Here is a 24,617-nt window from a genome sequence, read left to right as displayed (position 1 = left end):
CCATTGTACACAGAAGTTACTTTTGATAGTTCTAAGGAAGAAATAGAGTATAAAGAAAATTTGTTGGATGGCGAGGAAATTGATTTTGATTACCGCTATTTAAAACTTTAAGCACGACAAAGAATACAAACCATAGGGTTGCCAATAATAACAACATTTCGATTTGAGTATGTTAATGAAGGTATATTGATATACTCAAAACAAATGAAACAAAATCAGATGGATGTCGAACAGTTAAGGTAGAAGATCAAAATATCCAAAATCAAGTAGAATATTTCCACAGAAATAGTCTCACGCCTTCAACTAAAATCACAAGTGAGGTGGCTTTATGAATCAATCTGATATTATTTTACCAAACGAAATTAGTGACATTGTAAGTGATTGGTTTTGGGATATTATTATGAACGCAAATCATAATACGGATAGATTAAGAGAAATATTGAGAGAAATGGATCAAGAACATATTTTGAAGTTCCAGGAACAATTTTTAGATGCGGCAAGTGTATTACAAGATGATCCATTTTTAGATTACATAGAAGAGTCAGAGGATGGGATTGAAGACGTAAGTTACTTGGTAGTAAGTAAGGGGAAGAAGTACTATGCAGAGATACTTAATAATCCTGAGAAAATCCCATCTACAGCTGAAGATTGCGAAATTTTATTCGGCATCGCAGATGAAGTATGTATAGAAAAGTTCGGTGAATCAACCGGGGTATACTAACATATATGCTGGAGGTAAGTGTCGTGGAAAATAGTAATAAGCTTCATTATTTTGTTCATTACTTGGATGATGAAGATGTGTATTCTGCTTTAGAAAAATATTGGATTGATATGTTTTTTATGTTGTTGCATAAAGAGAATATAGATGGAAGCGATTGGATATGCCCTTATTATAACACCACCTTCAGTAATGGGAAAAAAATGATGGATGGAAATCCTATATTTTCGGCGAAATCAACAAAAAAGAATAAAATAATTAGAATTATCCAAGAAAGCTCTGAGAATGCGGATTTATTATCTTATTGGATGAATAGTACTATGGACAATAGGAGCAAGAATGAATTGGTGATAGTATGTACATTACATAATAATAACTTGGAAAAGATAAAAGAAATAATCATTAGTTGGATTAAAGGGAATTTGAAAGATACAAAATAAAAAGTCTGAGAGAAAATACGATGATGAGAAAATATTCTTTTAAAGAATGTGTAATTGAAATAGATCCAAGGTATTTAGTAGAAGGACTCCATGTTGCAGAAGAAGAGCAGTTTGAATCGATTCATATTAGTGGATTTGTTGATGATGTTGATTTTAAATGTGATTTGGATCTTGCACCTTTAAAAAATAAGAAATTTATTAAAAATCTAGCGATTGACAACAATTTTAAATTTAAAAAGTGTTGCTAATATTGAAGCTCTTTACTCTTTGGTGAATATGATTGATTTTAGTGTATCTTTGCAAATCCCTATTGATTTTTCTCGATTAAAACAACTAGAAAAACTTTATCTCTTTAATAGTTGTTACGAACACTTAGAAAAACTGACGAATTTAAAAAGGCTTTATATTTTTAGGATATTCAAAACAAAATTGTCATGAGTTACGCACATTAAAAGAGTTGGTTTATCTACGACTAAGCGGGTCTAAGAAACTGGAATCACTTGAAGGTGTTGAAGACTTAGAAAACTTAGAAACTTGCTGGTTGGTTAAAAACAATTACCTATCTGATGCAAGTAGCATTTCTCAATTAAGTAGTTTAAAGTGGCTGCATGTAGAAGGTTGCAAAAACCTAATGGATTATTCTTTCTTGAATGATAACTGCTCCATAAAAAAATTGTTAATTTCAGATCTAGTCTCTTTGGAGTTTGTAAGAACCATGAGAGCATTGGAGACCATTAACTTTTGGAACTGTAAATCTGGAGATTTAACGCCATTACTGAAATGCCCGACATTAAAAGAGGTTTCTTTCCATCCAGAGAAGAGGCATTACTCTCATAAAAGAGACACGATAAACAATCTCCTAAAGTCATAATGATCCATGCAGAGAGAAGTGAATATCATGATAAGAAAAAGAAATTTTGATGAAATAATGGATAGATTAGACCATCGAAATAGAAGTCCTAAGATCAGTGAGTTTATGAGGAAGGATTGTTTATTTTTATATGAGAAACTTGCCGATAATAGCATCGAGGCAGATCATATTTTTTTATCTTATGAAAAAGCACAAAAATATAATAAAGAGTATCATGCAGATTTTAGTGAACTTAAAGAAAGCCATTGGATATTCGCCGAAACTGGCAGAGGCGATCTTTGGATAATCGATCTTGATGATATTCAATCACCCCCAACCGTATTTTTTTATGATCATGATCATGGGGATTTTAGTCCTGAAAACATGCAGAATATTTCAATACATATATTAGAGTGGTTTGAATTAGCAGATTTAATTTCTCAACTTCATAACAAGGTCTTTTATGATGAAGATTTTAGACTTAAGGAGCATTGGAGACAAAAAGCCATTGAAGAAATTGAAAAGATTAAAAAAGGGCTATCAAAAAAATCCCCTTTTCAATTATTCTAAATTGCCCGATTTCGAAAAGAGGGAGGAATTAGGAAGTTGAAGTTCTATCGCTATGTGTTAAGTATCCCGCCTTTGGATTGGGAGTGTTGCTTTCTTAGCATTGAAGAGTATAAGCAGAGCTTTGCAAATAAGTATAATCAGAATATAGCGTATTACATGCAAGTTATTGGGGATTGTCAACAGCATCTTGGTGATATCGACACCCTCGCTGCTATTACTTATAAAGAACTATGTGCAAGCGTTCATTCTGCTGAGCTGCGTTGTCCAGCTATGATTTTCTCTATACCGAGTGGCGATCAGCGAGGTTCAGCTTTGTTTTGTATCATGTATAAGCTTGAAGACGACGGGGATACGTTTATTTACTCGCCTGTTCCACTTGTTCATCTAGAGCAAGATCAAGCAGGTGAAGTGGAGCTTGTGGAGCTTTGATGGTTTGAAATCAGAGGTGGCTTGGATGCTATTCAACTGTCGCGAGGGTCATCAATAATACGATATGGGACATGTCTCAAATAAAAAAGCTTGCCTTTGGGCAGGCTTTTGACGTTTTAAATACAGTTCATTTTATTGGTAGGATTTAACTCGATTTATGTCGAAGTATGGTGAGATGATGAACAGGATGAAGGAGGCGCTTATAGTTGGAAGAAGTGTTGGCGACGTTGCCGGAAAAAGGAAAGAAGAGAGAAGATGCTATTGCGCGATTGAGTCATGTGGAGGCGCTTCTATATCTTGTAGAACATGAGAAGGGGAAATGCAAAAAGGCGGCGTTAAAAGCACTTGCTCATCAAGAGTGTGGGGAAGCGACTGCGATCTGGGAAAAATATATGAAACACAAAAATTTGGGCGAGGGCATCCTGATGCCGGCTATTTCCGATACGGTTTCGGAAGTGGTGGGCAAGCATTGCGAGAAATATTTCCACGAGCTGTTTCAACAGCCGCCAGATTTCCTGACCGATGAGGATGAGTTTGAACGATTCACTGCCGTTGTTTCCGTTATGCTTGGCAAAGGAAGCCCGTCCATGATCGGCGTCTACCGTCTCATTGCGGCGAATCGGCCGTTGGTGGAAAGGCTTAAACTATTGAAACCATCGGCCAATAAGGATTATGTGCACATTAACAATACGCTCAGAATATGGAACCTGCAGCCACAGGAAACCCTATGTGTTTTCCCGATTGTGCTCGCTGCTTCGATAATACGGAGCATGAATAAAAGGTTGATTTTGTTGGCTGAGGAGCTGTATATGCAATACGGTAATGAGTGGCTGATTCCTTATTTTTCCGCAAAACTTCTTACCAACCGTGCAGATAACGTGTATGATGAATTCTCCACTTTTTTGCGGGATGAAGCATTAAATCGGTATATTCATAACGGCTTGGGCCTGATCTATTATGACGATAAAAATGGCAGTCACACAATGGCGGCATTTTGGGGACGTTACAGCTACGGACGTTACGATAGCAGAACCTGTTTCAAGCGTAAATTGGCAGAAAATCTGGATGCCAGGTGGTTTGAACGCTTGATGGAGCATCCGTACCTGGACGATAAGGTCAAATTTCAATTTTACAATCGATGTCCTGTTATCTACGAATCGTACAAACAGATGTTGATTGATTTACTACCTGCTACGATTGAAGATGCTCGGATGAGAAGTTATTTGGGACTAGCAAAATAGTGATAAATAGTAAGTTGTAGATGCCCTTAGGGAAAGAGTTTCCCTGAAGGATATCATGATATATTTTGCGTCAGTGACTCGACTGGATATTTGTTTGTAAATAAAAGTGTGGATCAGAATGATGCAGGTGTATTTTTTACACAATGTACTTAGAATAATGACTTTTAAAGGTGGGGAATTAATGAGGAACTCATTTAATGATAGTATTGGCTATTTTGAAATAGATCCACTTTACCTTGAGGAAGGAGTACAGATTGCCGAGAAGGAAAATTACCATTCAATTCGCATCCGTAATTTGAATCCCGAAGTAGATTTGAAATGTCACTTAGATTTTGCATCTTTCAACAACAAAACATTCATCAATAAATTAAGGATTAGCAGTAATTTCAAATTATCCAAGTATCAAAATACTGAAGCTTTATCTACATTAACTAATCTTACAGAAATCACATTAGCTCAGCCAATAAATCTTGATTTGAGCTATTTTAAAAAATTGGAGGAGGTTGTTGTTAAAAAAGATCACTATCTAAATTTAGATAAACTAGTAAATGTAAAAAGCTTATACGCAATTAAATATATGAAACCAGATTGCAAAGAGTTTTGTTCACTAAAATCACTAGAGTTTTTACGTCTTGATTACTCAACTAAGCTAATTTCGTTGGCTGGGATAGAGGATTTAGACTCCTTGAAATGGTGTTGGTTCCAGTATCTAAATCATCTAGAAGATGGACACGCTCTTAGTGAACTAAAAGGACTTGAAAGACTCCAAATTGAAAAATGCAAACATCATACTGATCTAACATTTTTGACAGGCAATCATACGATAAAAGAATTACAGGTCTCAGATGTTGATTCTCTTGAGTTTGTAAAATCTATGGAAAATTTAGAGAAAATAAATTTTTGGAATTGTAAAAGTGGAGATTTATCGCCATTGTTAGAGTGCCCATCACTAAGAGAGGTTTCATTTCACCCTGAAAAGAGACATTACTCACACAAAAAAGATGAAATAAATAGTTTGTTGCAAGAAAGGAACCCCATTTAGTTGTCCTTGGTAATCGAGGATATGTGCTTGAAGATTTGAAATAATGTAAGTTTCCGAAACATATATGAAGAAGACGTCATAAGTTCTTTCTTTACATATGTTTTTTTTGTTAGAAAAGAGAGTCATGCAAAAATGAAATATCCTTGAGGTGAGTAAAGTAGAATTTGAAATCATAATCAACCCAAATTTTATGATTGGAATACGTGATCCAGAAGATACAACGATATCGGAAGCATTAGACAATAGGCTTGTTAATAATCAACACTTTACAATGAAATGGCATGATACATCATTAAGAATCAATTATGGGACACAAATAGCCGATGGCATAATTGATGTTGTTAGGATGTTAGAGGCAATCAAAAAAAGAGAAGAGCGGTTTGTCGTAACTTTCCCAAGTCAAGCATTTTTCGAAACATGGATATGTAAAATTGGAAAATCTAATATTAACGTTAAATGGGATAGTCGTGATGATTATCAGAGTATCACGATGAAAACTGATTTATTTATAAAAGAATGGCTCAAGCTATTGCAGCAACTACGACAGGTCTTGATAGAAGCTGGATATAATGGTACCAATCTAGTAGATTTTGATTTACTTGAAAATCTCGAAAGATTTCATTCTTAACATGGTTGTCAGCTCTTATATAGAAAAAAGGTTAGAAGGGTTGAAAATCATGACAAAAAATGTTTGGAAAGCTAATCAAGTGATTAGTATAGAAACGAAGTTGAAGGACGAAGGTAGGCAGAATAATGTTTATGTTTTAGCACAAATGATTAGTAAAGCCCAACTGCTGATTTTTGATTTATACAGTGACGATAATAATTGGGGAGATGTTGATTTAAACGAAGTTCCAATTTTATTTAGCACGTCCGTAACAAGACAGTTTATTAAAAATAGTAATATTTACAACCAAAGCATGAAACCCCTTACAAATTACAAGCTTCCTAATTATAAAATAGATTCTTTAGGTATGGGAAGTAGACACGTGACGGTATGGAAAGGAACAACAAATGAGCGGAAAGTATTGATACTGGGTCAAGGTGGAGGCAGATTAATAGAAGAGGACATGTCTGCAGGTAGTTATAAAACGAAAATACTTATGCCTTCAATTCCTGTTACAGATAGCGAGACCATAGATAAATATGAATTAACCAATGTCCGGGTTTATCCAGAATTTAATGAACGATTATATCTTTGTTATCAGTTTGGGAAAAACGTAGATCCTTTAAAAGATCTGATTTTCGATAGACCAATTCCTTTAGCATATAAAGACTATATTGATATTATTTCTTCATAAAACAATCTTGATAAGAGGTTCAATAATAGACTGAGAGGTATACATATGAAAAAATTCTTAAAGATTTTCTCTATTACTATTCTTGTTATTGTAATCGTGTCTATAGGAGCTTTGCTATTATTTGGACGCAACAACCATAGTAATTTATCTGGAAGCGTTCCTGATAAAATCGATCAATATTTGACCAATGAAAAATTTCAGGGAACCGTCCTAATTGCAAAGGAAGGTGAAATTTTATTTAAAAAGGGTTATGGATTGGCAACTACTGATTTACCTAATAGCCCAAGCACGTTCTATCAGATTGCTTCATTATCTAAAACATTCACTGCAGTAGCAGTCATGCAGGTAGTAGAAAAGGAACTTCTAAACTTGGATAATCCAATTTCGAAATACTTCCCAGACTTTCCGAGTGGAGAGTCTATTACAATAAGTCATCTACTAAGTCATAGCTCGGGAATTCCGGACTATCTAAAGCCGAATTTCAAATTTGACTACAGCAAAGAATGGAATCCAAATGATATTGTAAAAACCGTTAGCAGTTCTGAATTAGAGTTTACCCCAGGTAAAAGCTTTAGTTATAGTAATACTGGTTATGTGATGCTAGGTCTTATTGTTGAAAAAGTCAGCGGGCAATCCTATGCAAATTATATAGAAGAGCATATTTTTAAGCCAAGCAACATGTTGAATTCTATGTTTACGGTTTCGGCTGGTACACCAATAGCGGAAGGACATGTAAAGGGGGAAGTTGGACCCGTAATGCATAATTCTGCAGCGTTTGCAGCTGGGGATATCATCTCTACAGTTGAAGATTTAGAACGGTTTGATAGAGCCCTGCGTAATCATGCATTGATAAGCAAAGAATCATCAGACCTGATGAATATGGCCCATGCCAAAAAGTTTCCGTCTCAATATGGATATGGATGGTATACGCAAGATGTCATGGGGAGAAAGGCAGTTGGGCATCCAGGCGGGTATCCAAGTGGTTTCCGTCATTATGTTACACGGCTAATGGACGAGGAATTAACAGTGATCGTTCTTAGCAACGAGATGACGATGAATTCCAAAAAAATCAACCGTAATCTTACATCCATCGTTCTTCAGCAGCCGATTTGGATATGGGAAGAGAAACTTTAAACAAGGAGAATGATTAAAATGAATAAAGAGCTTCTTAATAAGATAGAAAATTTTTTAAATAGAGAAGAAAATAGCAGTCTTATTGGTAAACCTGCGAGTATACAAGAGATAAAAAATGCAGAAAAGATGTTACATGTAAAATTTAATGATCAATATGTACAGTTTATTAAATTATTTGGCGGTGCTTATGGTGGATTAACAATCAGTGCTTTTAACAATGGAGATTTAATTGGAAAGTCAACAGTAGTGGATCTTACTTTGAAATTTAGAAGGATATTTGAAGGAGAAATATATGATTTTAATGGCATAGAATTTGAAGGCGAAAGTGTAGAGTTTTTACTGAAAAATTCATATGTTATTTCAGATGATGGTTCTGGGAATCCAATCCTAATGAACAAACGTGGAGAAATATTTATTTTTCTGCATGACTCAGGAGAAGTGGAGTTATTATATTATTCGCTGGAAGAATTATTAATCGAAACTTACTCAAAAATATCATAAAAGAATCTATTAGCTGATGTGCACAATTGGATAAGCTTGATTTACAATGATGGCTCGTACCCCTTATTTCAAAATAACAAAGTAAGAGGAGTTTATCATGGAAATAAGAAAAAGGCTTGGCAGCCAGCTAGAAGGACACAGTATATATGAAATCGTTTACCGTTTTATTACGGAGCCTACTACATTTGAAGACAGTGTATATGATGAATCCTATGACTTGCTAAAAAGATATTGCAATAACATATCTGGTGATGAGAAGTATGATGTGATTTTATCATATTACATAGAAATCCTTAATGGACAAGAAGTTGAATTGAAGTTGTACTTTTCAGAAAAAAAACGATACTTGCATGCGATTGAATTCTATGAAGACTCTCCGAATTTATTTGACTTCCAAGAATGCCTAGAGTCAAAGGATATTCTCGTATATGTATGTAACTATGAGGATTTTGATTGGGAGTATGGAGTAATTCTCCTTAATAAAACAAAGGCGTTAGAATTTAGAGTAAATCAATCTTTAGGGAAATATGAAATCTTTCAAATCGAAGCTCCTCATGTTGGGGAAGATAAGGTCGAACGTACATCGAGTAGGATGAGAGGGATTCAAACCGCATATAAAGAAATCAGCTTTCAGGATTTGCAAACATCTCGTTTTTGGAAGTGAAAAGTAGGAGGTGGAACTCACATGAACAAACATTCTAAAGGAAACAATAATAGATTTCTGAATCATGATATTTGTTTTGAGGAATCTTGGAAGACGATATCAGTATCCCAAATAAATGAAGTTGTATCTGATGAGTTTCCAGGTAAAAAAGATTTTATCGCGTTTTACCTTGCTAATAATGGCGGGGTTTTTACTAAAGGAGCATATATTTATCCTGATCATTTTTATGAAATAACAAACAAGGATTATTTATCGATAGAGATTGGGAGCTTCTTTCATATTCCGTTAATTGAAGACGAAGAGGATTCTTATTACACGATGTCTATGGAAAGAGCAAAAGATAGAAGGGCAGATTATTCTGAGGATTTTGAAAATTTCACTCTATTTCATATCCCTTTTTGCCGACAATCATGCGGATAATGATTTTTGGATTGATATCCAAACTGGGGAAATTAAATATATGGATTACGAAGAGAGTTACGACCCTGATGATGCAATAGTTGTAGCACCTTCCTTCTTGGAATTTTGCAAGCACATTCAGGCACAACGTAGGGTATAGATGATGTTATCATTCCACATAGTATGTTTCACAAATTGATTCAGATTAATATGACAGAGAATGATTAGCGGCAATAGCAAAGAGGGGCGGTGAGCCCCTCTTTCATGTATCTACACTTCACTCTCTTCCATCTCTCTAATCGACTCGGCGACCTTGGCCATCATGGAGCATTCGATCCGTTTGCGGAACACGTCACAGCTAAACTCGTAGCTTCCGTTGATGGAGCCCGTCGCATGCAAGGCATTGGCGGGACAGCCGCCGCTGCAGTAGAGCTTAGCCCAGCAATTCTGGCACTCCGGCTTTGTGTAGCAGTTGCTTTCTTTGAATTGGCATTGCAGCTCAGGCCGCATGATGCCATCCCAAATGTTGCCCATGCTGTACGCTTCATCCCCGACGAACTGGTGGCAAGGGAATAGTTCGCCCCATGGTGTGACAGCGAGGTATTCTGTGCCTGATCCACAGCCCGTAATTCGCTTCTGGATGCAAGGGCCTTCCGACAGATCAAGCATGTAATGATAGAAGGTAAACCCTCTGTCTTGTTCGCTGCGCTTAATCATTTCCTTGGCAAGAATTTCGTACTGACTATAAATCTCTGGGAGATCCTTCTCGGTAAGCGCATAGGGTTCCCGTGGATCACAGATGACAGGTTCCATCGAGATTTTGTCAAAACCTAGATCTGCTATATGAATGATGTCATTGGTGAAGTCAACATTATTCTTCGTATACGTGCCCCGTACATAGTATTCCTGGTCTCCGCGCTTTTGAACGAATTCCTTGAATTTCGGCACGATAGAATCATAGCTGCCTTTGCCGGTCACTGTTTTGCGCAGCCGATCGTGAACCTCTTTTCTTCCATCTAGACTTAAGACGACATTGTACATTTCCTGATTTAAAAAATCGGTGACCTCATCGTTGAGCAGCATGCCGTTCGTTGTGAAGGTGAAGCGGAATTTTTTCTTCCATTCTTGCTCTTTGCTTCGTGCATACTTTACAATCTCTTTGACAACCTTCCAAGCCATAAGCGGTTCCCCGCCGAAGAAGTCGATATCGAGGTTTCGGTGATGCCCAGAATTCTCGAGCAGATAATCAATAGCTCTTTGTCCAACCTCAATGCTCATAATTGCTCGATCACCATTGTATTTCCCTTGACTGGCGAAGCAATACTCGCACGACAAATTGCAAGTATGCGCGACATTGAGACAGAGCGCCTTTACATACGTTTTCCGTGTTTTTAAATGAATAGACAGCTCCTCATACGCATCCTCTGTAAACAGCTGCTCATTCTTTATAAGGTCCTCGACCTCTGATATTGTCCCTCGAATGTTTTCTTCTGAATATTGTTTTTCTTTCATTAACGCCAGGATTTGTTCGGGTGTTTCCTGTTCATACAGCGCAATAACTTCATACGCCAGGTCATCAACAACATGCACAGAGCCACTATAGGTGTCGATCACGATGTTGTATCCGTTCAGTTGGTATTGATGAATCATACTGCGAATCAAGCTCCTTTTTGTCTACAAATTGCAGGTGGTATCCGTAGAAACAACTTCGCCGTCCTTGGAAGGACGGCGGTGAGTTTCATTGCCTATTTGTTATTTGTTCATGTCATTCTCACAACGTTGATTGGCTACGCCGCAGGAAGTCTTGCAAGCAGATTGGCAAGATGTCTGGCATGCGCCGCATCCGCCGTGTTTTGCAGTGTCCATCAGTTTGCGTGTGCTTAGTGTTACGATTCTTTTCATCATGAATAACTCCTCTACCATTTCGTGAATGCGAATAAACTTGCTACGTTGAACTATGGTAGCAACAACTTTGGAGGTTCAACAATCAAAAAGGTCACACCATTGATTGGTGCGCATATAATTATGCTTCGATTAACTCTATCTATTAGCCAATCCGAAAATAAATGAACACTTTTGCCAACATCATGGAAGGGGATTCACCTATACTTGTAGAATATTGTATGTCAAATAAATGGAAATTTTGATAGAAGACTACGAATACCTATATTCGGTGCCGGGAGGTGGATGGTCGACTTACGAGACTCGAAATTATTTGCTCTATAGTAATTTCATATCAATCAATTACTTATTCATTTTATAGATGCAGTCGAGAGGATCATGGTGTGGTTTTACATGGGTGGTTGGTCGTAGATGTGATCATGAATAACAATTCCGAAGCTGAATGAGACAGAGGTGTACGATGAAGAAATCCATACTTTTTATTCTATTTAGTGTATTTTTTCTGATCGCTTTACCGAATCATAGTGATGCGGCAGCTAAGCAAACGAAAATTATTTTGGATGGTGAAGAGTGCGTTCTTCCTGAGAATGCGGACGTCGTAAATCTTAACAATAACGTGATGATTCCCATTCGTGTAGTTGCGGAAAACCTAAAGTTTAAAGTGGACTGGCATCAAAAAACGCAAAATGTGAAAATACAGCAGAACGCCAAGGTGATCTCATTAGCAGTTGGTAAGAAAGAAGTGCTCGTTGATAATGAGCAAAAAACGCTGAATCTCGCCCCTCAAAATATAAAAAACACAGTGGTTGTCCCTATACGATTCGTTAGTGAAGAGATGGGGTTAAAAGTAGGCTGGAATAACGTAGACAAAATCGTCACGTTGGATCGAATCAACCCGGATCCCTCTCCTCCTGCAACAGGTGAAGAGTCTGAATCGGAGTTACATCATGTGAATGACATTCAATTTGCGAACAATCAACTGGTTCTTTCTTTAGATCAAGAGGTTACGCCAGTAATCTCGCAATTGACGAGCCCAGATCGGATCGTTGTTGATCTGCCTCATACTGCATTTGGAGGGCCTTTGGCTGAATCCCTCGGTTCTAAATCGGTAGGTAAATTAGATCTAAGTGGGGTACCTAATGTTACGGAAGTAAGATATTCGTTGTTTAATCAAGACCCGGCTCAGATTCGAATTGTCATTGAGTTAAATCAAATAAGCAATGTACAGTATACTTCCGAATGGATCGAAGGCCAATTGATTGTTGATCTGAATATGAATGGTGATCTCATTACTACCAATCCCGATGCTATGCTTCCTCATTCAGGTGCCAAACTCGTGGTTATCGATCCAGGTCACGGCGGAAGCGATCCGGGGACATCGGGTTATTCGAATCAATTTGAGAAGGACTTTACGTTAGCGTTGTCCTTGAAAGTCCAAGCACTGCTCTTAGAGGAACCTGAAATCAAAGTTGTCATGACTCGTGAAACCGATGTATATCCTACTCGTACAGAACGTGTTCAGTTGGCCAACACAGGTAAGGCGAATGTATTTGTATCGATACATGGCAACAGCGTGAAGGATTCACCCAAAACGACAGGTACAGAGACGTTCTACTATCAACGCAGCAGCAGTAAAAGTTTGGCTGAAGTGATTCACAGGCATTTGATCGAGGCTATCGGGCTAAAGGATCGTGGTGTAAAAAATGGCGACTTGCAAGTCATCCGAGAAACAACAATGCCGGCAGTCCTGTTAGAGATTGGATTCCTAAGTAACCCTGAAGAAGAAGCAGCAATGTTAACAGATTCTTTTCAAAATAAAGCAGCTCAAGCTATTGTTGATGGAATCAAAGAATATTTAGGGATAGAAGTAAATCAGTGAGGATGTGCTGGTATGAAACAAAGTGTGTCTATAACGATTTTAATATTGGTTATCGCAATAGTAGCGACAGCCTGTGGAGGCAAGCCTGCTACTAAATCAGGGGCGGCTTCAACGTCGAACGAGGGGATTTATTCGCCCGCAAATGGAACGGATAAGGCAGTAGATAAAGCTGAAAATCAAACGGAGGAGATTGTCGTTTACTTCGTGGATTCTCAAGTAACGGAGTTAAAGCAGAGTAAGATGGAAATTCATTATTCGGATAGTCTGGACAAATATAAGAAAGTATTTAAAGCTCTGCAAAGCAACAATCCTGCTGATCTTCTATCTTTATGGAATAAAATCGAGCTAAACGCAATGAAATTCAACGAGGGCGTTTTAACAATAGATGTGCATATTCCAGGCGAGGCGAGATTAGGAGCAGGCGGTGAACTGTTAGCCTTGGATGCACTCAAGGAGACCCTATTTCAATTTAAGGAGATAGACAACATTGAACTTCTTAGTGATGGAAAAGCTCTAGATAGCTTCATGGGGCATGCTGAATTAGAACAGCCCATTTCTCGTAATAAGGCTGAGTAAGAAGTATGCGCCTCGTTATGGGCAGCTGCATAGGATATACGGTGGTGATGAAAAACAGTACGAGGAGAATGAATATGTATCCGTGCAATTACCAACCGTGGCATTATCCTTCTCATTATCCCCAGGGCAGCATGAATCGGTGCTATAGTTGGAATCCGTATGATTATAGCTGGAACAATCATCAGTGGCCTTTTTCAAGAAGCAATATGGTGTTGAAGGATTACGGAGGCCAGCCGTTCGTCGTTGATATTGAGCAGGCAGCCGAGCAAAACAAGACGTATCGTACGGCTCTGTGGACGGGAGAGCACTTGCAAGTGACGCTGATGAGTATTCCAGTCGGAGGTGATATCGGCTTGGAAATGCATCCGACAACCGATCAGTTCATACGGATTGAAGAAGGCCAGGGGCTTGTGAGGATGGGGGAGAGTAAGGAAAAATTGGACTTCGAGCAGCACGTCGATGGTAATTATGCCATTATGATCCCGGCAGGCACATGGCACAATGTCATCAACATTGGGTATAGACCGCTTAAACTCTACTCGATCTATGGCCCGCCCAAGCATCCGTTTGGAACCGTTCATCCAACGAAGGCGAGTGCCATGGCCGAAGAAGGCAGCCATAGTTGAAATATCTCGTTATGGAGCCGAAATGATGAGACTAGTTGTTATCACGCTCCACCAAGCGATAAGCGAGGTGGAGCTTTTTTGTATTTATGATCCAGTTCACAAAATAAACGTTATGGGCGTAACTGATACGCCTCCGGTTCTTTTGATATAGTTAGGCTGTGAGCCAACGTGGTCATTACCACTTCCGAAGTGCAGGGACTTCCTCTGTTTCCTCGCACATCTGTTCTAGCTTCTGTAAATTGAGGATATATATAAATTTCTGACGAATGTCGATCAGTCCCTCGCTCTGAAAGTCACTAAGGGTTTTGGAGATGGATTCACGTGTGATCCCCACCATATTGCCGAGCAGGGCATGATTGATTTTCATATCAATCTTGTAAGCGGTTCCATATTCTTGACCAAAATTATAGTATAAGTCCATAATTTGATTGGCGACTTTCGTTCGCACATCACAGAATGTCATATAACGGATCATGCGATTCAAGACGCGCACCCGTTGAAACATAATCCCATATGCTTTGTGAAGAACAGAAGGATATTCCTTAATGATTTGCAAAAAATCTGGTTTACTGATCTGCCAGGCAATAAGCGGTTCCAGCGCTTCGATGGTGCAGATCCGATGGTTATCGCCAGAAATGGCTTCGGCTTCGCCGAATATTTCACCCGCGAGTTGAATGCTGAGCACAACTTCCTTCCCATCTTGAATCCGGTATATTTTGACTTTGCCGGTTCGAAGAATGAAGATCTCATCGCTATGGTCATTTTCAAACATGAAGACATGATTTTTTTTATAATGACGTTCTTTAAGCATTGGTGCGATACGTGCAGCTAAATCACCAGGTGGAATCTCAGAGAAAAGTGGGATTTGAGCAATGTCTATCATACGTCCAGATCCTTTCATAGTGAGATCAGCACTATTGTAACATGGTTTGACCTTAAGTAATAATCAGGAATAATTGGATGGAGGAAGAGGAGAATTGAGGGTGCAAGCGAAGGAACTGTTCCAAATTCGGGACACCGAGACCAATATACGTACGGAAATGCTGGCGGGTCTGACTTCATTTATTACGATTGCCTATATTATTGCGGTTAACGGGGCTATCTTAAGCATTGCGGGCATGCCGTATGAAGCCGCGACAATTGCGACCGTACTGTCTTCCATAGTTGGATGCATGCTAATGGCGTTTTGGGCGAAATCACCGCTCATTCTGGCGCCAGGCATGGGGGATAACGCGTTTTTTGTCTTTACGTTGGTGGCATCCTTCGGTCTGACGTGGCAGCAGGCATTGGCAGCGAGTTGTATCGCAGGTGTTCTATTCTTTGGCATTTCGATGACGAGAAGCGCCTTCTATTTGTCGCAGACGATACCCGAATCGATGATACGAGCCCTGACGGCAGGCATCGGATTGTTCATTGGATTTCTAGGCTTGAAAAATGGCGGCGTGATCGTGCCCAGTGAGAGTACGTTCGTGCAATTGGCGAGCTTCAGCGATCCGTATGCGTTAACGACTCTATTGACGCTTGCTCTCGTAGTCCCGCTGTTTTTGCGCGGGGTGAAGGGAAGCTTCCTGATTGGAATCATTGCAGGAACACTGATTGGGGGAGTTCTTGGAATTGTCGATTTCTCGAAAATGGACAGCTTCACGTTCTCCATGGCGGGGTATGAGCAGCTGCTGTTTGCTTTTGATTTTAGCCTGTTGAGCAGCTTTCATTTCTGGATTGCCGTATTTTCCTTATTGATGGTCATTCTCTTTGCGAATATGGGGGCGCAGTTAGGCATGCTGCCGGACCATTCGAAGTTCAAGCGTTCATTTCAAGCCAACGCGTTATCTATCATTACGGCATCCATGCTCGGATGCAGCCCGACGACTACGGTTGCTGAATCCGCAACAGGTATTGCGGCTGGGGGGAGATCTGGATTAACGCCATTTATTGCAGGTTTGCTGTTTATTCCGGCATTGTTCGTTGTTCCGATCTTGAAATTGATCCCGAATGCTGCGATTGCACCTGTGCTTATCATCGTAGGCTGTTTGATGATGCAAGGGGTCAGGCATATTCAGTGGGATGACTTGACGGAGGCTTTTCCAGCATTTCTGATGATGCTCGTGATGCCGTTATCATTCAGTATCGTGAATGGGATAGCATGTGGCTTCATAGCCTATCCGATGGTCAAAATCGTCACGGGACGGCGCTCTGAAGTCACGGCAGCCATGTATGGGATTGCGGTATTGTTCTTGATCTATTTTATCGTGAGACAGTAAAAGATTTTTGTGTAAAATTTTGTCTAAATATGGTAAACTAGGCGGAGAGGATGGTTGGAGAGGGGGATGTGCCGTGAGATTGATTGCCATCACCCGAATATGACGCATCGCGTAGGCTTATGCCTGATGCGCCCATATTCGGGTTTGTTACGGTTACGGTGAAGCAGCATTACCCTTGGCGGATCGCTGTCTCCAAAGCGACTTCAATCATATCGTTGAACGTCAATTGCCGCTCTTCGGATGTCGTCGCTTCTCCTGTTAGGATATGGTCGCTTACTGTGAACATAGCTAGTCCGTTAATTTGATGCTTCGCCGCCAGCGTGTACAATGCTGCAGTCTCCATTTCAACAGCCAACACGCCGTAAGCGCCAAGCTTCAGCATCGTTTCCTTGTTATTGTCCTCTGTATAGAAGATATCAGAGCATAAGATGTTCCCTACACGCAGATTTAGTTTCTTCTCCATGCCGATATCGTACGCTGTCTTGATGAGATCGAAGTTCCCAATCGGCGCGAATGCATAACCTGGGAACCGATTCGTATTAAGCGAAGAATCCGTACATACCGCTTGGGCGATAAGCACGTCGCGCAGCTTCACATCATGTTGAATCGCGCCGCATGTTCCGATGCGAATGATCGTCTTCACATCATAATCTTGAATCAATTCTGTTGCGTAAATCGCGAATGAAGGAACTCCCATCCCAGAACCTTGCACAGAAACAGGCTTCCCTTTGTATGTCCCTGTGAATCCAAGCATCCCGCGGACTTGGTTGTGGCATTTTGCGTTTTCCAAGAATGTCTCAGCAATATACTTCGCGCGCAGCGGATCTCCAGGCATTAAGGCAACGGGTGCGATTTCACCTTTTTTGGCTTCTATATGTACACTCATTGGAACGTACCTCCTTTTTCATTTTCAAGCGCATGAATCATGAAAACGCTTTACTCCAATACCCTATCATACGTGTACACATCAATTCAGTAATGCAAGCTATCGCTTTTCTGTGAAGTAGATTACAAAAAAACAGTGCAGCGTTTAACTGAACTTCTTCTACGCTCCATCTATAATCGAGTTGTCTCCAGCTTTTGTGTACCACCTGCGTTGGTCAGGCGAATGAGTGCATACACGATCGCATATGCTGCGAAGCGTGGGGAGATCAACAATTTTGATCGTTTTCTGTTCAATCGAGATGATCCCTTCATCTTGGAAATCCTTTAATACTTTGGAGACGGATTCGCGGGTTACGCCGAGCATATTAGCAATGACATGATGCGTTAATTTATAGCCAATTATGTAAGCGGATTCACCTTCAGCTTTCCGTCCTAGGTTGCAATACAGGTCATAGATGAGGTTCGCCGTCTTCAGACGAGTGTCAAGGAAGGAAATGTACTGGGCTTTGCGATTGAGAATCCGGATGCTCTCTACGAGCAGCCAGTAACAGCGTCGCAGCACGCTGGGATACTCGTCCAGAATGGTCTGGAAATCTTGCTTCTTCAAATACCAGGTGTGCACGGTTTCCATAGCAGCGATGGAGGCAATGCGGTAATCATCATAATGGATGGCTTCGATCTCGCCGACGACATGGCCAGGGAAGGCAACGCCATATATGATTTCTTTGTCTTCGAACAAGCTATATATTTTAATGGATCCGGAGCGAATAATGAACACATCGCCATTATGATCGCTCTCGTAGATAATAACTTGATTCTTGCGGAATTGCCGTTTGCTGAGCATAGGCATAATACGCTCTACTGCTTCATCTGATAGTTCTTCAAAGATTGAAATGCTTCTTATGTCTGTAATCATCATAGATGCCCTCACTTTCCAATATATCGTGGCATGTTAGAAAAATCACCGAAGCTTTTTACTGTTCATTATGACCGTGATGCGGCTGAAATTCAAGGCAAGTGAAGCCCATTACCGGTAATGAAAATAGATTTTCACAAATTCAATTATGTGTCGGAGGGTCTAGAGATGAAGAAAAAGATGAATCTTTTACTTGTATTCGTATTGATGGTTTCCATGGTGTTATCCGCATGTGGCGCGAAGAATGAATCCAAGAGCGGAGCTGGCACAGCTGGAGAAACTGACGGCAAAAAGCTCAAAATCGGTATGGTTACTGACTTGGGTAGTGTCAATGACAAATCCTTCAACCAGAATGCATGGGAAGGATTGCAGAAGTTGAAGGCTGACTTTGGATACGATGTCAAATACGCGGAACCCAAACAAGATTCTGAAGTCATCCCAAACTTGAATCAATTCGTCAAAGGCGGATATGACCTGACATGGGCGACAGCTTATACATTGGATGGCGCCATAACGCAAATTGCCAAAGAAAACCCGGATGCGAAGCTTGGCATCATTGATTCCTCCATTGTTGTGCCAAACGTTGCAGCTGTTTCCTTCAAAGAACAAGAAGGGGCTTACTTAGTAGGGGTAATCGCTGGATTGATGACCAAATCGAATAAAATTGGCTTCGTCGGCGGCATGGAAATCCCTCCAATCCAACGCTTCGCAGCCGGTTTCCGCGAAGGGATCAAAGCCGTAAATCCGAATGCACAATTATCCGTGAACTATACAGGGCAATTTACACGCGTTGATATGGGGAAATCCGCGGCTGCAACGATGTACAATGACGGCGCAGATATTATTTTCCATGCTTCAGGATTGACAGGCAACGGCGTATTTAACGAGGCGAAAGAGCGTGTCTCCCAAGGGCAAAAGGTATGGGTTATCGGGGTAGATAAAGACCAATCTCTGACGTTCGGCGATGAAGTAACCTTAACGTCCATGATCAAGAAAGTTGATGTCGCTGTCTATGAAATCTCGAAGCAACTAGCAGAAGGCAACTTCCCAGGCGGTAAAGTGACGAACATGGGTCTCAAAGATAACGGTGTTGACATTGCACCAACATCCACGAAGAACGTTCCGGCAGATGTATTGGCGAAAGTAGAAGAATACCGCAAAAAAATTATTGATGGTGAAATTGTCGTACCAGAAATGTAAAGCAAAGAACCGATTGGAACCGAAAAGCTCCCCTCGCCTAATCAGCGGGGGGTTGTTTCTGGAGGAGGAAGGAGCCAAGTCTAATGGTGCATACAGAGACGGTATTGGAGTTAAAAGGAATCACAAAGCGATTTGGTGACGTCGTCGCGAATGAAGACATCTGCTTTGCCTTGAAGAAGGGCGAAATTCATGCATTGCTTGGTGAGAATGGTGCCGGCAAGTCGACATTGATGAATATCGTATTCGGATTGTATCAGCCAACAGAAGGCTCTATTTGGGTCAACGGACAAGAAGTGATTATGGATACCCCGAACCGGGCGATTGAGCTGGGGATTGGGATGGTGCATCAGCATTTCAAGCTTGTACAGCCTTTTACGGTCACTGAAAATATCATTCTCGGCATGGAACCGAAATCCGGTCTGAGAACTGATTTGAAGAGTGCTTCAGCTAAAATTCGGCAATTATCGGAGCAGTATGGCCTAAATGTGGATCCTGCTGCCAAGATTGAGCATATTTCAGTAGGAATGCAGCAGCGGGTAGAAATCTTGAAGACGCTGTACCGCGGCGCAGATATCGTCATCTTGGACGAGCCGACGGCGGTGCTGACACCTCAAGAGATTACGGATCTGCTTGCCATTATGAAGCGGCTTGCGAGTGAAGGCAAGTCCATTATTATCATCACGCACAAGCTGAAGGAAATTATGGAGGTTGCGGATACGTGCACCATTATTCGCCGGGGGCGCGTGATCGACTCGGTTATGGTCAAGGATTCCAGCCCTCAAGAATTGGCAGAGAAGATGGTAGGCCGCGAAGTACGGTTCAAGACGGAGAAAGCTCCAGCCAATCCGATGCAGCCTATTCTAAACGTAAATAACTTACACGTTCGCAGGGATAATGGACAATTTGCGGTAGACGGCCTCTCCTTCCAGGTTCGTGCGGGTGAAATCGTCGGCATCGCGGGGGTCGATGGGAACGGTCAAACCGAGTTAATCGAAGCATTAACAGGCATGCGGCGTGTAGAATCGGGCGAGATTCAGTTGGACGGCGTCAATGTCGTGAACAAGACTCCGCGTGAGGTTGGCCGAGCTGGAATGTCGCATATTCCGCAGGATCGCCATAAGCATGGTCTGGTGTTGGACTTTACCGTGCCGGAGAATGCAATCTTGCAGACCTATGATAAGCCTGAATTGACGAAGGGCGGACTTATGGATCACAAAGCTGCGTTAACGCTCGCCGAGAAATACGTGAGATCATTCGATATCCGTATTCCCGGATATGAGGTACCGGTACGTGCAATGTCCGGAGGCAACCAGCAGAAATTAATTATCGCGCGGGAAATTGATCGGCATCCCAAGCTGTTGATCGCCGCGCAACCGACACGCGGCCTCGATGTGGGGGCGATTGAGTTTGTCCATAAGGCGCTCATTGCAGAACGCGATAATGGCAAAGGCATACTTCTCGTATCCTTCGAATTGGAAGAAATCATGAACGTGGCTGATCGAATTATCGTGCTCTTCAATGGTCAAATCGTAGGAGAAGCTTGTCCAGAAGAGACCAATGATCAAGAGCTAGGATTGATGATGGCGGGCAGACGACAAGGAGGCGAATCGAATTGAATCGTGTGAACAAGCTTCTGCGTCAAGAATCGATCTGGATACCGGTCATTTCCATTGTGATCGGGATTGTCATCGGCGCGATTGTGATGCTGATTGGCGGATATGATCCATTGCTTGCCTATTCTTCGTTGATAGATAAGATTTTTGGTAGCGTCTATGACATCGGTGAAACGCTGCGTTCTATCGTCCCACTGATTCTATCAGGTCTCGCGGTTGCGATCGCATTCCGCGGCGGGATGTTCAATATCGGGGTGGAAGGGCAGATCGTGATGGGCTCTCTCGGGGCCTTGATGGTCGGAAATATGCTGGAATTGCCGCCATTCATTCATGGGATCGTAGCGATACTCGTCGGAACCTTGTTCGGCGGAATATGGGGGGCACTAGTCGCCATATTCAAAGTCAAACGCGGGTTGAATGAAGTTATCTCGTGCATCATGCTGAACTGGATTGCCCTATATATTAGTCATATTGCAATCAAATCGTACATGGCTGAAGCAGGCACATCCCGTTCACAAATGATCCATGAATCTGCGGACATCCAGATTCCGTGGTTATCGGATCTGCTTAGCGGGGCTCGTATTCACTGGGGATTCTTCATCGTCATCTTCATCCTTATCGGCTATTACTATTATATGAACCGCACCAAGAAGGGCTATGAGATTCGTGCAGTAGGATACAATAGGCATGCTGCGGAATATGCAGGGATGAATGTATCCAAGATTGCGATTCGTACGTTCTTTATCTCTGGCGCGCTTGGCGGCTTGATTGGCACGTTCGAAGTGCTCGGTGTATTTAAGTATATGGCGATTACGCCTAATACATCTGGGATTGGGTTCGATGGAATCGCGGTAGCCCTGCTCGGCATGAACACGGCAGTTGGGGTAACCTTGTCCGCAGCTCTATTTGGCGGCTTGTATTATGGTGCGCAAGGAATGAGCTTCGGTGCTGATGTGCCTCCTGAAGTGATTAAGATGGTAATCAGCATCATTATCTTCTTCGCGGCAGCTCCAGGAGCCATCCGCATGTTCATCAAGATGTTCAAACGCAAATCGAAGCGGGAGGAGGGGTAAACCATGGATATTCTAGCCAATCTATTGAATGGAACATTCGTGTTTGCCACGGCATTGATCTTTGCCGCACTCGGCGGGGTGATCGTCGAACGTACCGGTGTTATTAACCTGGGACTTGAAGGGTTTATGATATCGGGAGCCTTCGCTGCTGCGGTTACGACGCATTATGCGGAGAGTGCGGGGCTTGGCGGTGCTTCGCCTTGGTTAGGTCTCCTCGGTGCCATGATTTTCACGCTGATCTTCTCCGGCATTCATGCACTTGCTTCGATAAAATTTAAAGCAAATCAAGTAATCAGCGGGATTGTCGTCAACTTGCTGGCGGCGAGCTCGACGTTCTTCATGGTCAAGCTCTTGTTCGATGGAGCTGCGGAGACGCCGATCATTGACGTGTTTTTTAAATGGTCCATCCCATTGTTGAGTGACATTCCGTTCTTCGGAAAAGCATTCTTTACGGCATATCCAACGACCTATATCGCTTATATTTGTGTATTCGTGGTATGGTTCGTCATGTACAAGACGCCGCTGGGCCTGCGGATGCGCGCTGTTGGGGAACACCCTGGGGCTGCTGATACGGCAGGTGTGAAGGTCAATCGCCTTCGTACGTTATCCATTCTGGTTGGGGGATCCATCGCTGCTCTAGGAGGCGCAACGGTCGCCTTAACGGCGAACAGCAGCTTCGCGCAGAGCACGATTTCCGGTCAAGGCTTTATTGCCCTTGCTGCGGTCATCTTCGGGAAATGGAACCCGATAGGGGCGTTTGGCGCAGCGATTTTCTTCGGATTTGCCCAAGCACTCAAGGATCAAGTCGTTATTTATGACTGGGCGAAGACGATACCGACCGAAGTGTTTTACATGCTTCCTTATCTGTTGACCTTGCTGGTGCTGCTCTTCGCAGTTGGGCGTACGAGCGGGCCAACCGCACTCGGAGAGCCATACGATCCGGGGAAAAGATAGTGTTTATTTTCGATTTCGTCCATATGAAGAAAGTATAATAAAATATACAGCATCCCCTCAGAGGTAAGTGGAGCAACCAATCCCCTCTAGAGGGGATTTTTTAATTTGAAAGTCTATATTCGAATCATCTGTTAAACTGCACACAGTTCCCTAAGCTTCTCTAAGTGAACAGGTCAAAATTCCACGCTTCTTTTCATCCTTGGCAGGTATAATGGTGGGAGCGTGCTGCCCTAACAAACGGAACATGAAGACTGTGATCAGGATAAAGGCAATGTTGAAGGTGTTAGTTAGTTTATATTTGGTTGAAATTCCCTGCCGTCTTTGCTACAGTATTGGTATCTAACAGGAACGGAGGGTTATGTGTGATAGATTGTTCCCGATAAGCCAACCATGCAAATTGCATTCATTGGTTCTTTGTTTCTCTGCCTGTCAGCAGAGTATTCGGGATAAGTCTGTCCATATGCCGTCTAGTTCATGTCTTGGCGAGTGTCGAAGGATTTGCCTGCGTTTTTTATCGTAGGGCTTCTTTGGCGGTGTTCGAACATGGGCTTATACAGGGATATTCCTATCCGATTATAGTTGGCACAGGCAGAGCATTTGTCTGTGTTTTTTATTTTGGTTAGGGGGGATTTTCGATGACAACACAGGAACTGTTCAAGCCTGAAGATCGGAAGAATAAGAAGAGACGCGTGTGGTTAATTACGGGCGCCAGCAAGGGGCTTGGATACGCATTTGCCAAAGCCGCGTTAGAAGCAGGAGATCAGGTTGTAGCCGTCGCTAGAACCGTTGGAAAGTTAGAAACACTGAAAGAACAATATCAAGATGCGCTGCTATTTTTAAGGCTTGATATCCGGGAGCGGGAATCTGTATTTGCAACCGTCAAGACGGCGGCAGAGCATTTTGGGCGTCTTGATATTGTCGTGAACAATGCAGGTACGATGACGTTAGGCATGGTCGAGGAGCTGAACGAGGCCGACGTAAGAGATCTTATGGAAACGAATTTCTTCGGGGCGCTCTGGGTTTCTCAGGCGGTATTCCCTTACTTGCGTGAGCAGCGGTCAGGGCATTTGATTCAAATCTCCAGCATAGGAGGAGTAATCTCAGGTCCAATGACAGGCATGTATAGTGCAAGCAAATTTGCACTCGAGGGGTTAAGTGAAGCGTTGGCGCAGGAAGCGGCCCATTTTGGGGTGAAGCTGACGCTCGTGGAGCCGGGCGGATATTGGACGGATTTATACAGCACGATGCGCTATAGCCAGCCATTAGAGGCTTACCATTCTCTTCGAGAAGAGCTAGCCCAACAGTATGCGGAAAACTCGATAGATAGCGATCCTGCATTGGCTGCCGAAGCGCTTATGAAGCTGGTGGATAGCGAGAACCCGCCTTTGCGGCTTATTTTGGGCAGCGCGATTTTGATATAGCCAGAAACACTTATAAGGAGCG

At 41.9% G+C, this 24,617-nt stretch carries 27 protein-coding genes; 22 read left to right on the top strand and 5 right to left on the bottom strand.

Going from position 1 to position 24,617, the window contains the following annotated elements; translation table 11 throughout:
• The first annotated feature begins 328 nt into the window (after positions 1–328).
• From AZ66_RS12630 to AZ66_RS12570, 13 genes are all read left to right on the top strand, one after another.
• Positions 329–721 carry a DUF4240 domain-containing protein gene (locus tag AZ66_RS12630; RefSeq protein WP_156159954.1) on the top strand — a complete coding sequence of 131 codons (393 nt, stop codon included), beginning with the start codon at positions 329–331 and terminating at the stop codon, positions 719–721.
• Between the two features lie 23 nt (positions 722–744).
• Positions 745–1,158, top strand: a complete 414-nt coding sequence (locus AZ66_RS12625; RefSeq protein WP_197081706.1) for a hypothetical protein — start codon at positions 745–747, stop codon at positions 1,156–1,158.
• A gap of 20 nt (positions 1,159–1,178) precedes the next feature.
• Complete coding sequence (locus tag AZ66_RS12620; RefSeq protein ID WP_044355179.1) at positions 1,179–1,406, top strand: hypothetical protein; 228 nt, start codon at positions 1,179–1,181, stop codon at positions 1,404–1,406.
• 650 nt (positions 1,407–2,056) lie between these two features.
• Positions 2,057–2,578, top strand: coding sequence for a hypothetical protein (locus AZ66_RS29795; protein ID WP_052648495.1), 522 nt, complete (start codon positions 2,057–2,059; stop codon positions 2,576–2,578).
• A gap of 36 nt (positions 2,579–2,614) precedes the next feature.
• Positions 2,615–3,007, top strand: coding sequence for a hypothetical protein (locus tag AZ66_RS12610; RefSeq protein ID WP_044355178.1), 393 nt, complete (start codon positions 2,615–2,617; stop codon positions 3,005–3,007).
• Between the two features lie 206 nt (positions 3,008–3,213).
• A complete protein-coding gene (locus AZ66_RS12605) occupies positions 3,214–4,248 on the top strand; it encodes a hypothetical protein (protein ID WP_044355177.1) in 1,035 nt (344 codons plus the stop codon).
• A 181-nt stretch (positions 4,249–4,429) separates the two neighbouring features.
• A complete protein-coding gene (locus tag AZ66_RS12600; protein WP_052648494.1) occupies positions 4,430–5,290 on the top strand; it encodes a hypothetical protein in 861 nt (286 codons plus the stop codon).
• A gap of 148 nt (positions 5,291–5,438) precedes the next feature.
• Complete coding sequence (locus AZ66_RS12595; protein WP_044355176.1) at positions 5,439–5,918, top strand: hypothetical protein; 480 nt, start codon at positions 5,439–5,441, stop codon at positions 5,916–5,918.
• 49 nt (positions 5,919–5,967) lie between these two features.
• Positions 5,968–6,591, top strand: coding sequence for a hypothetical protein (locus tag AZ66_RS12590; RefSeq protein ID WP_197081705.1), 624 nt, complete (start codon positions 5,968–5,970; stop codon positions 6,589–6,591).
• A 45-nt stretch (positions 6,592–6,636) separates the two neighbouring features.
• Positions 6,637–7,725 (top strand): serine hydrolase domain-containing protein, encoded by a 1,089-nt coding sequence (locus tag AZ66_RS12585; RefSeq protein WP_044355175.1) that lies wholly within the window; start codon positions 6,637–6,639, stop codon positions 7,723–7,725.
• Between the two features lie 18 nt (positions 7,726–7,743).
• Positions 7,744–8,226, top strand: a complete 483-nt coding sequence (locus tag AZ66_RS12580; RefSeq protein ID WP_044355174.1) for an SMI1/KNR4 family protein — start codon at positions 7,744–7,746, stop codon at positions 8,224–8,226.
• Between the two features lie 97 nt (positions 8,227–8,323).
• Entirely contained in the window at positions 8,324–8,890 is a 567-nt protein-coding gene (locus AZ66_RS12575) for a hypothetical protein (protein WP_044355172.1), read from the top strand.
• Positions 8,891–8,911: 21 nt separating this feature from the next.
• Complete coding sequence (locus AZ66_RS12570) at positions 8,912–9,310, top strand: SMI1/KNR4 family protein (RefSeq protein WP_197081704.1); 399 nt, start codon at positions 8,912–8,914, stop codon at positions 9,308–9,310.
• Positions 9,311–9,559: 249 nt separating this feature from the next.
• On the opposite strand, the gene scfB is transcribed toward AZ66_RS12570, so the two are convergent.
• Together scfB and scfA are read right to left on the bottom strand one after the other, a co-directional pair.
• On the bottom strand, positions 9,560–10,939 hold the full coding sequence (gene scfB, locus AZ66_RS12565; protein WP_044355171.1) for a thioether cross-link-forming SCIFF peptide maturase: 1,380 nt from the start codon (positions 10,937–10,939) through the stop codon (positions 9,560–9,562).
• A gap of 102 nt (positions 10,940–11,041) precedes the next feature.
• Positions 11,042–11,191 (bottom strand): six-cysteine ranthipeptide SCIFF, encoded by a 150-nt coding sequence (gene scfA / locus AZ66_RS30555; RefSeq protein WP_021255503.1) that lies wholly within the window; start codon positions 11,189–11,191, stop codon positions 11,042–11,044.
• A gap of 460 nt (positions 11,192–11,651) precedes the next feature.
• Between scfA and AZ66_RS12560 the strand changes: the two genes are divergently transcribed.
• From AZ66_RS12560 to AZ66_RS12550, 3 genes are read left to right on the top strand one after another with little or no spacing between them, the layout of a single operon-like run.
• Complete coding sequence (locus AZ66_RS12560; RefSeq protein WP_044355170.1) at positions 11,652–13,070, top strand: N-acetylmuramoyl-L-alanine amidase family protein; 1,419 nt, start codon at positions 11,652–11,654, stop codon at positions 13,068–13,070.
• A gap of 12 nt (positions 13,071–13,082) precedes the next feature.
• Complete coding sequence (locus AZ66_RS12555) at positions 13,083–13,646, top strand: GerMN domain-containing protein (RefSeq protein ID WP_044355169.1); 564 nt, start codon at positions 13,083–13,085, stop codon at positions 13,644–13,646.
• 47 nt (positions 13,647–13,693) lie between these two features.
• Positions 13,694–14,272 carry a cupin domain-containing protein gene (locus AZ66_RS12550; protein WP_442950289.1) on the top strand — a complete coding sequence of 193 codons (579 nt, stop codon included), beginning with the start codon at positions 13,694–13,696 and terminating at the stop codon, positions 14,270–14,272.
• A gap of 175 nt (positions 14,273–14,447) precedes the next feature.
• Here the strand turns inward: AZ66_RS12550 and AZ66_RS12545 are convergent, their stop codons facing one another.
• On the bottom strand, positions 14,448–15,155 hold the full coding sequence (locus AZ66_RS12545; RefSeq protein WP_044355167.1) for a Crp/Fnr family transcriptional regulator: 708 nt from the start codon (positions 15,153–15,155) through the stop codon (positions 14,448–14,450).
• A 100-nt stretch (positions 15,156–15,255) separates the two neighbouring features.
• On the opposite strand from AZ66_RS12545, the gene AZ66_RS12540 reads away from it, so the two are divergent.
• Positions 15,256–16,533 (top strand): NCS2 family permease, encoded by a 1,278-nt coding sequence (locus AZ66_RS12540; RefSeq protein WP_442950288.1) that lies wholly within the window; start codon positions 15,256–15,258, stop codon positions 16,531–16,533.
• 169 nt (positions 16,534–16,702) lie between these two features.
• Here AZ66_RS12540 and deoD read toward each other — a convergent pair whose 3' ends face one another.
• Together deoD and AZ66_RS12530 are read right to left on the bottom strand one after the other, a co-directional pair.
• The gene (gene deoD / locus AZ66_RS12535) at positions 16,703–17,419 is read right to left on the bottom strand and encodes a purine-nucleoside phosphorylase (RefSeq protein WP_044355165.1); all 717 of its coding nucleotides are present in this window, start codon (positions 17,417–17,419) and stop codon (positions 16,703–16,705) included.
• 159 nt (positions 17,420–17,578) lie between these two features.
• Entirely contained in the window at positions 17,579–18,337 is a 759-nt protein-coding gene (locus AZ66_RS12530; protein ID WP_231586848.1) for a Crp/Fnr family transcriptional regulator, read from the bottom strand.
• A 165-nt stretch (positions 18,338–18,502) separates the two neighbouring features.
• On the opposite strand from AZ66_RS12530, the gene AZ66_RS12525 reads away from it, so the two are divergent.
• From AZ66_RS12525 to AZ66_RS12505, 5 genes are all read left to right on the top strand, one after another.
• Positions 18,503–19,534, top strand: a complete 1,032-nt coding sequence (locus tag AZ66_RS12525; protein ID WP_044355164.1) for a BMP family lipoprotein — start codon at positions 18,503–18,505, stop codon at positions 19,532–19,534.
• An 83-nt stretch (positions 19,535–19,617) separates the two neighbouring features.
• Positions 19,618–21,150, top strand: coding sequence for an ABC transporter ATP-binding protein (locus AZ66_RS12520; protein WP_044355163.1), 1,533 nt, complete (start codon positions 19,618–19,620; stop codon positions 21,148–21,150).
• On the top strand, positions 21,147–22,220 hold the full coding sequence (locus AZ66_RS12515) for an ABC transporter permease (RefSeq protein ID WP_021255493.1): 1,074 nt from the start codon (positions 21,147–21,149) through the stop codon (positions 22,218–22,220). Before AZ66_RS12520 ends, AZ66_RS12515 begins: the two co-directional genes overlap by 4 nt.
• A gap of 3 nt (positions 22,221–22,223) precedes the next feature.
• The gene (locus AZ66_RS12510; protein ID WP_044355162.1) at positions 22,224–23,174 is read left to right on the top strand and encodes an ABC transporter permease; all 951 of its coding nucleotides are present in this window, start codon (positions 22,224–22,226) and stop codon (positions 23,172–23,174) included.
• A 635-nt stretch (positions 23,175–23,809) separates the two neighbouring features.
• A complete protein-coding gene (locus AZ66_RS12505) occupies positions 23,810–24,595 on the top strand; it encodes an SDR family NAD(P)-dependent oxidoreductase (RefSeq protein WP_082061555.1) in 786 nt (261 codons plus the stop codon).
• The last annotated feature ends 22 nt before the right edge of the window (positions 24,596–24,617 follow it).

It is taken from the genome of Paenibacillus sp. E194, from assembly GCF_000935845.1.
Classification (GTDB): Bacteria; Bacillota; Bacilli; order Paenibacillales; family Paenibacillaceae; genus Paenibacillus_B; species Paenibacillus_B alvei_B.
This window is presented reverse-complemented; position numbering and strand designations above follow the sequence as displayed.